Annotated in this window: 12 protein-coding genes; 9 read left to right on the forward strand and 3 right to left on the reverse strand. The window is 67.6% G+C overall.

Features of this window, described 5'->3' with window-relative positions:
• Positions 1–51: 51 nt before the first annotated feature.
• The 8 genes from Q8S38_RS17410 (at position 52) to Q8S38_RS17445 (ending at position 8,555) form a co-directional block, all read left to right on the forward strand.
• Positions 52–810: a GntR family transcriptional regulator gene (locus tag Q8S38_RS17410; protein ID WP_305681648.1), complete on the forward strand. Its 759-nt coding sequence runs from the start codon at positions 52–54 to the stop codon at positions 808–810.
• Positions 811–938: 128 nt separating this feature from the next.
• Complete coding sequence (locus tag Q8S38_RS17415) at positions 939–1,952, forward strand: TRAP transporter substrate-binding protein (RefSeq protein ID WP_305681649.1); 1,014 nt, start codon at positions 939–941, stop codon at positions 1,950–1,952.
• Between the two features lie 115 nt (positions 1,953–2,067).
• Positions 2,068–3,366 (forward strand): TRAP transporter large permease, encoded by a 1,299-nt coding sequence (locus tag Q8S38_RS17420; protein WP_305681650.1) that lies wholly within the window; start codon positions 2,068–2,070, stop codon positions 3,364–3,366.
• Positions 3,363–3,869 (forward strand): TRAP transporter small permease, encoded by a 507-nt coding sequence (locus Q8S38_RS17425; RefSeq protein ID WP_305681651.1) that lies wholly within the window; start codon positions 3,363–3,365, stop codon positions 3,867–3,869. The genes Q8S38_RS17420 and Q8S38_RS17425 overlap by 4 nt, the downstream gene beginning before the upstream one ends.
• A 25-nt stretch (positions 3,870–3,894) precedes the next feature.
• Positions 3,895–4,665, forward strand: a complete 771-nt coding sequence (locus Q8S38_RS17430; protein ID WP_305681652.1) for an SDR family NAD(P)-dependent oxidoreductase — start codon at positions 3,895–3,897, stop codon at positions 4,663–4,665.
• Between the two features lie 180 nt (positions 4,666–4,845).
• Positions 4,846–6,537 carry an AMP-binding protein gene (locus tag Q8S38_RS17435; protein WP_371125912.1) on the forward strand — a complete coding sequence of 564 codons (1,692 nt, stop codon included), beginning with the start codon at positions 4,846–4,848 and terminating at the stop codon, positions 6,535–6,537.
• A 195-nt stretch (positions 6,538–6,732) separates the two neighbouring features.
• Positions 6,733–7,722, forward strand: coding sequence for a Gfo/Idh/MocA family protein (locus tag Q8S38_RS17440; protein WP_305681654.1), 990 nt, complete (start codon positions 6,733–6,735; stop codon positions 7,720–7,722).
• A 221-nt stretch (positions 7,723–7,943) separates the two neighbouring features.
• Positions 7,944–8,555: a helix-turn-helix transcriptional regulator gene (locus Q8S38_RS17445; protein WP_305681655.1), complete on the forward strand. Its 612-nt coding sequence runs from the start codon at positions 7,944–7,946 to the stop codon at positions 8,553–8,555.
• Between the two features lie 4 nt (positions 8,556–8,559).
• Here Q8S38_RS17445 and Q8S38_RS17450 read toward each other — a convergent pair whose 3' ends face one another.
• Genes Q8S38_RS17450 through Q8S38_RS17460 form a run of 3 tightly spaced genes read right to left on the reverse strand, consistent with a single transcriptional unit; the run spans position 8,560 to position 11,083 of the window.
• Positions 8,560–9,597, reverse strand: coding sequence for a 5-oxoprolinase subunit C family protein (locus Q8S38_RS17450; RefSeq protein WP_305681656.1), 1,038 nt, complete (start codon positions 9,595–9,597; stop codon positions 8,560–8,562).
• Entirely contained in the window at positions 9,594–10,328 is a 735-nt protein-coding gene (locus Q8S38_RS17455; protein ID WP_305681657.1) for a 5-oxoprolinase subunit B family protein, read from the reverse strand. The genes Q8S38_RS17450 and Q8S38_RS17455 overlap by 4 nt, the downstream gene beginning before the upstream one ends.
• Positions 10,325–11,083 carry a 5-oxoprolinase subunit PxpA gene (locus Q8S38_RS17460; protein ID WP_305681658.1) on the reverse strand — a complete coding sequence of 253 codons (759 nt, stop codon included), beginning with the start codon at positions 11,081–11,083 and terminating at the stop codon, positions 10,325–10,327. Before Q8S38_RS17460 ends, Q8S38_RS17455 begins: the two co-directional genes overlap by 4 nt.
• Positions 11,084–11,299: 216 nt before the next feature.
• On the opposite strand from Q8S38_RS17460, the gene Q8S38_RS17465 reads away from it, so the two are divergent.
• On the forward strand, positions 11,300–13,993 hold the full coding sequence (locus Q8S38_RS17465; RefSeq protein ID WP_305681659.1) for a methyl-accepting chemotaxis protein: 2,694 nt from the start codon (positions 11,300–11,302) through the stop codon (positions 13,991–13,993).
• The last annotated feature ends 172 nt before the right edge of the window (positions 13,994–14,165 follow it).

Here is a 14,165-nt window from a genome sequence, read left to right on the forward strand (position 1 = left end):
GCCGGCACGTCCACACCAGAATGTCCTCTTCCCGATGTTGATCGCCCCGACATGACGCTCTCCCAGATCCCGACGCCGCTCGCCACGCTGATCGCCCGGACCCAGGCTCTCGATGGTGGCCGCCGCAAGGGCGCGCTGCATGGCGGCGTCGTCACCCAGCTGCGCAATCTCATCGTCACCGGCGTGCTGGCGCCCGGCGCGAAGCTCAACGAGCGGGAGATCTGCGAACAGCTCGCAGTATCGCGCACGCCGGTGCGGGAGGCCATCAAGACGCTGATCCAGGACGGGTTGCTGCGGGCGCTGCCGAACCAGTCGGCTGTGGTGGCCGAGCTCGACCTCGACCATGTCACAGCGCTGATCGACGTGGTGACCACGATCGAGGGGCTGGCCGGAGAACTCGCGGCGCGCAACATCAGCGAGGAGGCGATCGCCGAGATCGGATTGCTGCATTACCGCATGCGGCTGCATCACGCCCGCGACGAGCTGCCGGGCTATTTCGAGGCCAACACCGCGTTTCACCGCAAGATCGTCGAGATCGCAGCCAATCCCGTGCTGCTCTGGGTGTGGGACCTGCTGGCGCTGCGGGTCGATCGCGCGCGCTACTCCTCCAATCTCTGGCCAACACGCTGGATGATGGCGATCGAGGAGCACCAGGGAATCCTCGACGCCCTGTCGGCGCGCGATTCCGCCAGGGCCGGCGAGGCGCTGCGCCAGCATGTCCGCAATGGTCTCTCCGGCCTGGTGGCGGCGCTCTCGGGCGAGCAGCCGGAGCCGCCACAAAAACGCCCGGACGATGACCCCGTTGGTTGACGTCGCTTAATCTTGCATGCAAGTTCGCTTGAGGCTTCGCAGAAAGCCGGCGGAGGTGGTCCATCGTCAGACCGCCTCACGCACCAGAATGGCCGCGCCCCGCGCGGTCGGGAGCGAAGGAAACAGCCATGATCGCCAGCAACGTCACGCGGCGTGCGGTTCTCGGTGCGGGCACGGCCCTCGCCGTCGGCGCACCATTCATCCGGCCGGCCCATGCGGCGGTCGAGCTCAAGCTCACCCACCCGGCCGATCAGAGCCATCCGGTCCACATCGAGGCCGATGCGATGGTCAAGCGCATCGCCGAGCGCACCAAGGGCGAGGTCAAGATCACGATCTTCCCCAACAACGCGCTCGGTTCGCCGGTCGAGGCGGCGCAGCAGACGCGGCTGGGGGCCATCGACATGATGCTGCTCAATCCGGCCAATATCGAGGCGCTGTCGAAGACGATCGGCGTCATCAACATCCCCTACCAGTTTGATTCCTATGAGCACGCTCACCGCACGCTCGACGTCACCGGCCGCGACTTCATCGCCGAGCAGCTGAAGGCTGCGGGTTTCACCTGGATCGCCAATTTCGAATGGGGTTTTCGCGCCCTGACCAACAGCCGCCGACCGGTCAACGGCCCGCAGGACGTGCAGGGGCTGAAGCTGCGCGTGCCACCCGAACTCGCCATCAAGGCCGCCTTCGAGGCGCTGGGCGCGAGCACGCAGACGATCGCCTTCCAGGAGGTCTATCTGGCGCTGGCCAACAACCTCGTCGATGGCCAGGACAACCCTGTCGGGACGACCTTCGCGGCGAAGTTCTTCGAGGTCCAGAAGCACATCGCACTGACCCGGCACATCTACGCCTCGATCATGTTCTGCGCCAATCCGCGCAGCTGGTCGAACAAGCTCAACGAGGCGCAGCGCAAGATCGTCAGCGAGGAGGCGGCCACCGCCGGTGCGGCGGCGCGCAAGGGCGTGCGCGACAATGAGGAGCGCAATCTCGCCGAGATGCAGAAATCCGGTGTGGCCGTGACGCGGCCCGATGTCGCGCCGTTCCGCGACAAGATGGAGCCGGCCTATGCGCAGTTGCGCAAGGCGCTGGGCGACGAGACCTGGAACACCTGGGCCAAGCTCGTTGCCGCAGGCCGCGTGGCCTGACCTGCGCTGAATCTCCCGCCACCGCCGATCGGGCGGCGGCCGGGGCTATTGCGAGAGCGTCCGACCGCCGCGAGCCGCCGACGCTTGTGCCCTATGCTCGAGGAACGTAGCCGGCATGCTGGTTTCCGCCGTCCTGATCGGCGTCTGCGTCGTCATCATGCTGGGCGTTCCGATCGCGGTGGCGCTCGGGCTCGTGGCGATCGGCACCATGGTCGCCACGGTCGGCCCCGACCTGCTGGTGATCTTCATCCAGCGCACCTATGCCGGAACGACATCGTTCCCGCTGCTGGCGATCCCCTTCTTCGTGCTCGCCGGCAACCTGATGAATGTCGGCGGCACGACCGAGCGCATCTTCCAGGTCGCCCAGCTCTGCATGGGCCGCGTTCGCGGCGGGCTGGCGCATGTCAACGTCATCGGCAGCGTGATCTTCGCGGGCATGTCGGGTTCGGCCGTGGCGGATGCGGCGGGCATGGGCGTGATCGAGCATCGGGCCATGACCAAGGCCGGCTATACCAGCCGCTTCGCTGCGACGATCACGGCCGTGTCGTCAACGATCGGGCCGATCATCCCGCCCAGCATCCCCTTCGTGATCTATGGCAGCCTGGCCAATGTCTCGGTCGGCGCGCTGTTCCTGGCGGGCATCGTGCCGGGCCTGCTGATGGCGGCCTCTCTGATGGCGGTCATCGCGCTGGTGGCAAAGCGGATGGACCTGCCGCGCGGCGAGGGGCTGCCGCCGCTGACGGTGGTCCGAGGGATCCTCCTTCGGGCCATGCCGGCGCTGCTCCTGCCGCCGACGATCCTGATCGTCATCCTGACCGGCATCGCGACGCCGACGGAAGCCGCCGTGGTCGCGGCCGGCTACGCCTTCGTGCTCGGCCGCTTCGTCTATCGCGAACTCGCCTGGTCCGACACGCTGGCGGTGATCTGGGACAGCGCACGGCAGACGGCGCAGGTCATGTTCATCATCGCGCTCGCCGCGCCCTTCGGCTGGGTCCTGGTCCAGCAGCAGATCCCCAATGCGGTGCTGGCCTCGCTGCTGACGCTGTCCTCCGAGCCCTGGGTCATCCTGCTCGTCATCAATCTGGCGCTGCTGCTGTTTGGGATGTTCATCGAGGGCATCGCCATCATGATCATCGCCTATCCGGTGCTGCTGCCGGTGATCACGCAGATCGGCGTCGATCCCGTGCATTTCGGCGTGATCCTGGTGCTCAACATCATGATCGGGCTGGTGACGCCGCCGGTCGGGTTGTGCCTCTACGTGATGGCCGGCATCGCCAGGATCTCGATCGCCGAGATCACGCGCGAGATCTGGCCCTATGTACTGGCGCTGGTGGGCGTGCTGCTGCTCATCACCTTCGTTCCCGCGATCTCGCTGTGGCTGCCGCAGTCACTGGGCTACGGAGTGGCGCGATGATGCGAGTTCTGACAGGCCTCGACCGGCTCATCGCAGGCACGTGCAAAGTTGCCGCGATCGCCTGCCTGCTCGGGCTGTTCGTGCTGCTCGCGCTCGCGATCGTGCTGCGGCTGCTGCCGCTCTTCACGATCCCCGGCTATGATGAACTGGTCGAGCTTTTGTTCATCTGGCTGGTGATGCTGACCTCGCTGGCGCTGTGGCGCGAGGGCGTCCTCTACCGGGTCATGCTGTTCGAGGACCTGATGCCGGCCGCCGCCAAACGGCTGGTCGAGATCGCCATCAATCTGGCGATGCTCGGCTTCGCGCTGGTGCTGGTGGTGTACGGCCTGGATTTCACCCGGATGTCGGGCGAGACGACGCCGTTCCTGCGCATGGACAAGGCCTGGTTTTACGGCGCGATTCCGGCCTGTGCCGCCCTGATGGCGGTCTACAGCCTCGTCTGGCTCTGGCGCGTCGCCACCGGCCGGGGCGCGCTGGAATCGAGCGCGACGCTCGCCGGCTGATCAACATCTGGAAAGGTTCACGACCATGGCCCGTCTCAGCGGCAAGACCGCGATCATCACCGGGGCAGCGGGGGGCATCGGCGCCGCCACGGCCCAGCTCTTCGCGGAAGAGGGCGCACGCCTCGCCCTCGTCGACATCGACGCCGCCGTCCTTGCCGAGGTCGAGGCCATGGTGAAGGACGCCGTGCCGGGCGCGCAGGCGATTGCGATCGCAGCCGATGTCGGCCAGGAGCGTGCGGCGGCCGAGATCGTCGCGCGCACGGTCGAGGCCTTCGGCGGCATCGACGTGCTGGTCAACAATGCCGGCATCCGCTCCTACGAGCCGCTCGACGCGGCCAAGGCCGAGACCTGGCAGAAGATCCTTTCGGTCAACCTGCTGAGCTACGCCTATCTGGCGCGCGAGGCGCTGCCTGCGCTGCGGCGCTCCGGCAAGGGCGCCATCGTCAACATCTCCTCGACCCATGCCTTCAATCCGCGCGGCGGGATGGGGCAGTACGACGTCGCCAAGGCCGGCATCATCTCGATGACCAAGACGCTCGCCTTCGAGGAGGTCGGGCATGGAGTCCGCGTCAACGCGGTCTGCCCCGGCCTGACGCTGACGCCCTTTCATGTCCGTCGCTTCGCGCCCCAGGGCAAGAGCGAGCAGGATCTGCGCACCGAAAAGGTCGATCACAACATCATGCAGCGCTGGGCCGATCCGCGCGAGGTCGCCTGGCCGATCCTGTGGCTGGCCTCCGACGAGGCGTCCTTCTGTACCGCCTCGGTGATCATGGCCGATGGCGGCACCCGTGTGTGAGCCACACACGCTTGCCAGAAGCGGCTGCGCTTGCTGGTCTGCCCCTCTCAAGCGGCCAGACCGACCTCCAAATCAGTCTCCTCGCTGCCCATCATCCAGCCCGTACGGTTGATGGCGATCGGCTGAGCGTGCTCAATCCAGGCGAATGAACACGCCCACGCCGAAGCAGGAGCCATGTCGATGGATGAAGACGCCTATTTCGCACGACTGCAGGCGTTGCAGCGGACGGCATGGCCCTCGGACGTCCCGCGTCAGCCTCATTATCCTCTCGGCGAGATCGCGATCAGCGAGCATCTGCGCGAATGGGCGAGGCGCCAGCCGGAGAAGCCCGCCTGCATCTTCTATGGTCGCGAGATCACCTACGCCGAGCTTGACGATCTGAGCGACCGCTTCGCTGCGCTTCTCGACGAGGGCGGCGTGCGCCCAAGCGATCGCGTCGCCGTGTTTCTGCCGAACTGCCCGCAGTTCATGCTGGCCTTCTTCGCCATCCTGAAGCTCGGGGCGGTGCATGTGCCGGTGAACCCGCTCTTCCGGGAAGCCGAACTCGCCTATGAGCTGAACGACACCGGCGCGCGGGTCATCGTCTGTCTCGACTCGCTGATGCCGTTGCTGCGGCAGGTGCGAGAGCAGACGCCGGTCGAAACCGTCTTCGTGACGAGCTTCGCCGAGATGCTGCCGGCGGTGCCGAGCCTGCCCTTGCCGAAGGCGCTGCAGCAACCCAGGCTCGCCTGCGACGACGCGATCGACCTGCTGCCGGCGCTGGCGCGGGTGACGGCGTCCGCACCCGCCATCGCGCCCGATCTCGATGCCATCGCCGCGCTGAATTACACGGGCGGCACGACCGGCATGCCGAAGGGCTGCATCCACACCCAGCGCGACATGCTCTACACCGCCGGTACCAGCCTCGCGGCGAGCTTCCAGCTGACGCCCGACGACGTGGTCGTCAATTTCGTGCCGATCTTCTGGATCGCAGGCGAGGATACCGGGTTGCTCTTCCCGATCGTCGCAGGCGCGACCGTGGTGCTGATGGCGCGCTGGGATGCGGTCGGCTTCATGACGGCGGTGGGGCGCTACCAGGCGAGCTTCGCCTACCTGCTCGTCGACAACGCCGTCGAGATTCTGGAGCATCCCCAGGCGGCATCCTTCGACCTGACCACATTGCGAAAGGTCCGCGTCTCGTCCTTCGTGAAGAAGTTGAACCCTGATTTTCGGGCCCGCTGGCGGGCTCTGACCGGTGCGGACATGATCGAAGCCGCCTGGGGTATGACCGAAACCCACACGATGGATACCTTCACCATCGGCATGCAGCAGGAGGATTTCGATCTCTTGTCCCAGCCGGTCTTCGTCGGGCTGCCGGTGCCGGGCACCGATTTCAAGATCTGCGATTTCGACAGCGGAGCGCTGCTGCCGCTCGGCGAAACCGGCGAAATCTGCATCCGCACGCCGTCGCTCTTCAAGGGCTACTGGAACAAGCCCGAAGCGACGGCGGAGGCGATCCGCGCCGGCTTCCTGCATACCGGCGACATCGGCGTGATCGATGCGCAGGGCTACCTGCACTTCCTCGGACGCCGCAAGGAGATGCTCAAGGTCAAGGGGATGAGCGTCTTCCCGGCCGAGATCGAGGCGATGCTCGGCCAGCATTCAGCCATCGCGGGATCCGGGGTCATCGGGCGCGAGGATACGGAGCGCGGGCAGGTGCCCGTCGCCTTCATCGCGCTGGCTGACGAGGCGCGGCTGGACGAGGCTGCGCTGGCGGCCTGGTGCCGGGAGCGCATGGCGGCCTACAAGGTTCCCGAGATCAGGATCGTGCAGGCGCTCCCGATGACCGCGACCGGGAAGGTCAAGAAGGAAGAGCTGCGCGCTTTGCTGTAGCGTCCACGCCGGTTTGCCCGACCTGCAGTCAGCAGGTGCCATTCGTAGCGTGGTCCAGACGGCGGGCGCAGCATTCGGCGTTCCTTCAGCCGGGTGATCGACCTGTCGAGCGCGATGGGATCGTCGCCACCGGCTCGTGTGCCGTCCGGAATCCTGCTACCGCGCTTCTCGGCTCCAGGCTGGGAATCTCAAGCGATGCATGACGGCACTCTCTCGATCGGGATCATTGGCGCAGGCATCATGGGCGAGCGGCTGCTGCGCGCCATTCTCGACCAGTCACCCCCGCTGGTGAAGGTCAGCGGTATCTGGGATCCGGCGCCATCGGCCATGGAGCGCATGGCAGCGACATTCCCGCACGTTCCGCGGTTGGCGGATGCCGCCGCGATTATCGCCGCCAGCGATTGCGTCTACATCGCCTCGCCGCCGTCTTCCCATCTCGGTCATGCCCGCGCCGCGATTGCCGCCGGCAAGAGCGTCTTTTGCGAGAAGCCGCTGGCGGTCGATGTCGCCGAGGCGCGCGCCTTCGTGGCAAAGGCCGGAGACAGGGGGGCCGTCAACTTCCCCTTTGCATCCTCGCCGGCGGTCGCGACGCTGATGGACTGGATCGCGCAAGGGGCGGTTGGCACGGCATCGCGCGTCACGGTCGAGGTCGCCTTCGCAACCTGGCCACGCTCCTGGCAGGCCGATGCCGCGGCCTGGCTGGACGGGCGGCAGCAGGGCGGCTTCACCCGTGAAGTCGTGTCGCATTTCCTCTTCCTGAGCCGTCGGCTGCTGGGCCCGCTGCACGGTCTCTCCGCGAACGCGGCTTTCCCCGAGACCGGCGAATCGGAGCGCTCGATCGAAGCGAGGCTGATGGCTGGCGATATCCCGATCGAACTCAAGGGCAGTGTCGGCACCACTGCGAAGGACGACCACAACATCTGGATGCTGGAAGGCGACAGGGGCGCGGTCCGGCTCTGCGACTGGTCGGTGGCCGAACGCCGCCGGCCCGATGGCACATGGGAACGCGCGCCCGACGCGCTGTCGCAGGCGGATGCGCGCCCGATCGCACTCAGGCGCCAGATCGAGGGCGTGGTGAGACTCACGCATGGCGAAGCGCATCATCTCGCCACGCTGGCTGAAGCCTTGAACGTTCAGGAGATCGTCGAGGCCATTCTCGCCAGCGGCGTCACGGCCGCAGGGTGACCGAAGCATCATCATGGAGCCTTGCCGCAGCGCGGCTCGGCATGGCCTCGCAACGCAGCTCCGAACACGCAGCGGAGGGCTGCTCTCTGGGTTGATGAACCGACATCCATCCTGACGCGACCACTGGAGGATCGCCGCACGCGCCCGCCTGTCACGACCGTGTCAGCCGCGCTGTTACATAAGGGACCGCGAAGATGCTCGAGCTCGGGGATACTCCTCGCATGTCCATGATCTTCAGCCTGCCATCCGCCCCGCCGCTCGATGCCCGTCCCTGCCCGTCCCCTGGGCGGGATAGCGGCCGCGGCGCCAAGCCGCTCTTCATCATCGACGCCGATCTGCGCGTCCATTTCAGCAACCAGGGCGCCGCCGCCCTGGCGCGCGACGGGTTCGGCGGCGGCAGTGGCCGCCTCGTCAGTGCCGACAAGCTCTTCGCGGCCAAGCTCCAGACCTGGCTGAAGCGACGCGGCGCGGGGGCAGCCCCGGCCGAGATCCGCATGCCGCTGTCGATGCGCTGCGGCCGCCAGGTCGTTGTCGATGCGGTCCATATCGGCGGCGGCGGCATGGACCTCTTCGTGCTGACGATCGACGATCCCCAGCGCGCGATCGACGGCAAGGTCGACGAGGTCGCCGAGGCCTGCGGACTGACGCCGACGGAAGCGCGGATGCTCGGCCTGATCGTCAAGGGCCTCGACACGGTCGTTGCGGCCAAGAAGCTCGGCATCGCCCGCACCACGGCGCGCACCCATCTGCAGCGGCTCTTCGCCAAGACCGGCACGGCCCGCCAGAGCGAACTCGTCCGCTATGTTGCGACCTTCGTCGAGGAGGCCGCCTGAGCCCTCAGCGCGGATGCTGCGCGTCGACCCAGCCATCGACGAGATTGAGCCCGAGCAGGAATTCCGGGCTGAACCGGTCGCGGACCAGCGGCGCGATGGGGATCGGTGCCTCGAGGAAGGCGCGTTCCGCCGCCAGCGCCTCAACCGCTTCGGCATGCGAGACGGCCTGAAAGCTGAAGACCGTTCCGGGCCTCGCCTGCGCGAGACGGCCGAGATCGACGCCGATCACGGTTGCGATCTTCGGATAGCCGCCGGTCGATTGCCGGTCTGCCATCAGGATGATCGGCTGGCCCTCGCCGGGAACCTGGATCGCCCCCATGGCGACACCGTCGGAGGGGATGTTGAAGCCGAGCCGGTGGTGCAGCCTCGGCCCTTCGAGAAAACACGCCATCCGGTCGCCGCGTTCCGACACCCGCCAGGGCCCGGCGAGGAAGGCCGCGATCTGGTCGTCGGTGAAGTAATCCTGCTGCGGCCCGAGCAGCACGCGGATGACCGCGGGGGGCCGGTCGAGCAGGGGGGCGACGATCTCGCCGGTCGCAATCTCCGCCGCCGCCAACACGCCGCCCGCTGCCGCACCGACGGGCAACCGGTCGGCCGCCTGCAGCATGCGTCCTGACAGACCGCCCATTCCGGTGCGCAGATGCGTCGCGGCTGACCCCAGCACCGGCGGCAGGTCGATCCCACCCGCGACCGCCAGATAGCACCAGACCCCGGCTGGGCCCGGACGCAGCTTCAGCGACGCACCGGGCTCGAGCCTGATGACGCAGGCTGCCGGGAGCGCCTGCCCATCCAGCGAGACATGGAACCCGCCGCCCGCGACGGCGATCGCGAGCGGGCCGTCCTCGGCCGAAACGGAGATCCCGCCCAATGAAACCTCGATGGCGGTGGCGCCGGGCGCGTTGCCGAGCGCGCGATTGGCGAGCGCATGGGCGAGCGGGTCCATCGGCCCGGCGACGGTCACGCCATAGCGAAGATAGCCATGTCGCCCGCCATCCTGGATGGTGACGCCGGGCCCGGCCGACAGGATGTGCAGGCCCGTCATGACGCTGTCCGCCGGGCGACGATCTCGCCGCCCTCCGCCCGCGCCTCGAGCCGCGCGAAGGTTTCCGCGTCGATGGCCTCGAAACGCAAGCCGTCGCCGGGCTCGAACAGGAAGGCGTTGGTGCGTTCGGGGGCATAAAGCCGCTCCGGCGTGCGGCCGACGACATACCAGCCTGTCGGCATCGAAAAGCTCGCAATCGCGCTCAGTCCCCCGCCGACGAGCACGGCCTTGCTGTCATGGGGCGGGCGTGGGCGGGCGCGGCGCGAGATCGCGATCGTCTCCGGCAGGCCGCCGAGATAGGTGAAGCCCGGCGAGAACCCGTACATGTAGACGCGGTAGCGCGCGCCGGCATGGATGGCCGCGGCCTGCGCCGCGCTGAGGCCCATCAGCCCGGCCATCTCGGCGAGGTCCTCGCCATGGGGGAGATCGTAGCAGCAGGGCAGCGTCCAGAGCGCGGACTGGCGGCAGGGTGTCGGGGTCGTCGTCAGCCTGGCCTCGACCAGCGCAACCAGCCGGGCGCGATCGAGCCGCAGCGGGTCGTAATGGATCATCAACGAGCGATAGGTCGGCACCAGCTCGCGCAAGCCGTCCGGCGGATCCGCCGCCAGAGCCGCATCGAGCGCCAGCACCCGGTCGCTGATGGCGGGATCGACGCTGCGCCCGAACTCGACGACGAGCGCGGATTCCCCAGCATCGAGAAAGACGGGGCCGGCGCAGACAGGCTGGTTCATGTGAAGGCGGAAAGCCCGATGCCGGCCTCCTCCAGCGCGGCCCGAACCCGCCGCGCGGTCGCCACCGCATGGCTCGAATCGCCATGCACGCAGATCGAGCGGATCGGCGTCGGCAGCCGCCGCCCCGACAGCGTGATCAGCGCGCCCTCGCTCACCATCGCAACGACGCGATCGGCGGCTTCCTGCGCGTCCGTGATCATCGCGCCCGGCAGATGGCGTGCGACCAACTGCCCGTCTTCGGTGTAGCCGCGATCGGCGAAGATCTCCTGATGTACGGTCAGGCCTGCCGCTTCGCCGGCCGCGACCTGCGCGGTCAGCGCGGTTGCCAGCAGCGACAGCGCGGGGTCGACCGCCTTGATCGCGCGCACGATCGCGTCGGCCACCGGGCGCTCCTCGCAGGAGATATTGCCGAGCGCACCATGGGGTTTGACATAGGTGATGCGGTGGCCGGCATAGGCCGCGAGCGCAGCCGCCGCCCCGATCTGATACGCGACGAGGCGCTCGATTTCGCCGATCGAGAACGGAATCCGCCGGCGGCCGAAGCCCCAGAGGTCGGGAAAGCCGGGATGGGCGCCGACCGCGACTCCGCGCTCGCGCGCCACCGTGAAGGCGTGAGCCATGATCTCGGGGTCGCCGGCATGCAGGCCGCAGGCGACATTGGCCGAGGTCACGATCGACAGCATCGCCTCGTCGTCGCCGCAACGATAGGCGCCGAAGCCCTCGGCCAGATCCGAGTTGAGATCGATCGTCTTCATCGGCGGTATCCGTTCGGTCGGGGCGGGCGGCAGCGGCCCGTCTGCGTGCCGAGTTTACGCCAGATATCCCCCTCTGAGAAAGCGTCCGGATCGAAAGCCGATCAAGGAAAAATTGTGATCACAGTCGCGCGATTCGAGGGTTCCCTTAGGTCAACCTTAACGGATCGCGAGCGAAAAAAGGATGCGCGTAATCAATGGCCTAGGGACACTGCTATAATGACATCGCTGGCTAACCGGATCACCTCGCTCACCGTCGGCGCGAAGATTGCCGTGATCATGGCGCTCATGCTGTTGCCGATCGGCCATCTCACGCTGCTGTTCGTGCAGCAGGTGAAGAAGGATATCGCGTTTTCCTCGCTGGAGGTGACCGGCGCCAAGCTGCTGGGCGATGTCTGGGGCGCCGTGGCGACGGCGACCTCACCCGCAGCCTCGCCTGATCGTCTCGCGGCGGCCGCCCAGTCGGTCACGGCCAGGCAGCCGGCAGCGGACGCTCTGAACGCGGGCGAGCCCATGAGGGCCTTTGCCAGCGCCCTCGCGGAGGGGCGAGACAAAAACCAGATCTGGGACGCCGGCCAGGCCGCGATCCAGCGCATCGCCGACGCCTCGAACCTGACGCTCGATCCCGATGTCGATTCCTATTACACCATGGATGTGGTGACGGTTCGCCTGCCCGAACTGGTCATCGCCCGCGCGGCGCTTCAGGCCGCGATTCAGCCTGCGCTGGCGACAGCCGGAAAGCTGCCGCCGCCTCAGCTGGACGCTTTGATCCAGGCGGCGACGCGCTACAGCATCGCGCTGGCGTCAGCCCAATCCTCGCTGGCGTCCGCTGTCGCCGGGAATACCGATGGCAGCCTCGCCGCCGCCATCGCAGGCGCGCGCGGCGCTTTCGACACCGCGGCGGCGCTGGTCGGCAAGCAGGCCGCGACCTTGCGTGAGGGTTATGCGCTCGACCGCCCCGTTTCGTTGACGCGGACGGAGGTCGATGCGGCCGCTGCCGGCCTTTCGACGGCTGCCGATGCCCTCTGGCGCAGCGCTCAGCCGCAGCTGATCCGGCTCATCCAGACCCGGATCGATGGCTTCGAACATCGCGCGACGCGTGATCTGGCGATCGCGGGCTTTGCCGCCCTGGTCGCTCTGGCCTTTGCGTTCGTCTTCATCCGGTCGATCCGCAATCCGCTCGCCGATCTGGTCGCGACGCTGCGCCGTCACGAGGCGAATGACTACAGCCAGCCGGTCGCGCATGGAGAACTGCGCAACGAGATCGGCGCGATCGCACGCGCCATCGATCATGGGCGCCTCGAGGCGGGCCGCAGCGCCTTGACGGTCTCGGCGATGAACCAGTCGCCGACCATGCTGATGATCACCGATCCCGAGGAGAAGATCACCTTCATCAGCGCGTCGCTGCTGCGGATGCTGCAGCAGCTCGAGCCGAGCTTTCGCCAGGCCTCACCCGATTTCAGGGTCGCAGGCATGCTCGGCCAGCACATCGATTGCTACCGCGCGAACGCCAATCTCAAGCGCCAGCTCATCCTCGACAACGGCCAGGTCCGCAAGGTCCGGTATGACGTCGCCGACGAGGCGATCATGGTCGACATGGCCTATATCCACGATGCCGATGGCCGTACGATCGGCCATACGCTGATCTGGCGCAACGTCACTGCGGATCTGCGCAACGAGGCCGAGGTGGCCGCCGTGGTTGATGCCGCACGGCAGGGCGATTTCTCGGCGAGGCTGTCTGTGGACGACAAGGACGGCTTCGTCCGCGACATCGCCATCGGCTTGAATCAGGTCTCGACCGTGGTCGAGCAATCGACCACCGATTTCGCGCAGGCGATGCAGGCCGTGGCCTCCGCCGACCTGACGCGTTCGGTCACCGGTGAGTATCACGGCGTCTTCGCGACCCTGAAGGACGCCATCAACGAGACGGTCGAGCGGCTGTCATCGACGGTGAAAACGATCCAGCTGACCTCGGTCGATGTCGGTCTCGCCGCCCGCGAGATCAACACCGGCGCCGACGATCTGTCGAAGCGCACGGAGGAGCAGGCGTCTTCGCTCGAGGAAACCGCCGCCACGACCGAGCAGCTCGCAGCCTCCGTCAAGGCCTCGGCCCAGGCCTCCCGCCAGGCTGCGGCCGTCGCCAACGAGGCGATGCAGGCCGCCCAGACCGGCGGCGCGATCGCCGGCCAGGCCGTCGACGCCATGGCCCGGATCGAGAGCGCCTCGACCAAGATCTCCGATATCATCCGCGTCATCGACGACATCGCCTTCCAGACCAACCTGCTGGCCTTGAACGCGGCGGTGGAAGCGGCCCGCGCTGGCGACGCCGGCAAGGGCTTCGCCGTCGTCGCCTCCGAGGTGCGAACGCTGGCGCAGCGCTCGAGCTCCGCGGCCAAGGACATTTCGGCGCTGATTTCGTCCTCCAACACTGAGGTCGTGCAGGGCGTGAAACTGGTCCGCCAGGCCGGTGAGCAGCTCAGCCAGATCCTGACCTCGTCGCAGAAGGTCGCCGCCACCATCGCCGACATCTCGGCGGCCTCGGGCGAACAGGCCAATGGCATCGACGAGATGAGCCAGGCGGTCGCGCATCTCGACGAGATGACGCAGCAGAACGCGGCGCTCTCCGAGCAGAGCGCTGCCTCAGCCGCCTCGCTGTCCTCGCGCATCGCCCAGCTCAACGATCTCGTCGCCGCCTTCAAGACCGGGTCGGACGGTGGCCATGCGGCCAGCTATGCCGCGCCGCGCGTTGCCGCGACCGAGCCCGCGCGCCTGCGCCAGCTCGCGCAGGCGGCCTTCACCCACAAGGCTCCCGCGCCGCGGACTGCAGCCCCGGCACCACGCCCGGCACCCGCTGCACCCGCCAGGAAGGTCGCCAACAGCCGTGCCGGCGACAGCGGCTGGGAAGAGTTCTGAGCCGGGACATCGTCGCGCGGGTCACCTCCGCTTCAGCGTGAGGCCGCCGCCGCTCGCCAGGCATCGGCGCCACGGCGCCTGCACCTGGCCGTCATGGCCCTTTTCACGCCCCTGTCATCGGCCGTTCATGTGGACGACAGGCGCCGATCAGAACCGATCTCCAGTTTCCCGT

This window comes from Allobosea sp. (assembly GCF_030695125.1).
Taxonomy (GTDB): domain Bacteria; phylum Pseudomonadota; class Alphaproteobacteria; order Rhizobiales; family Beijerinckiaceae; genus Allobosea.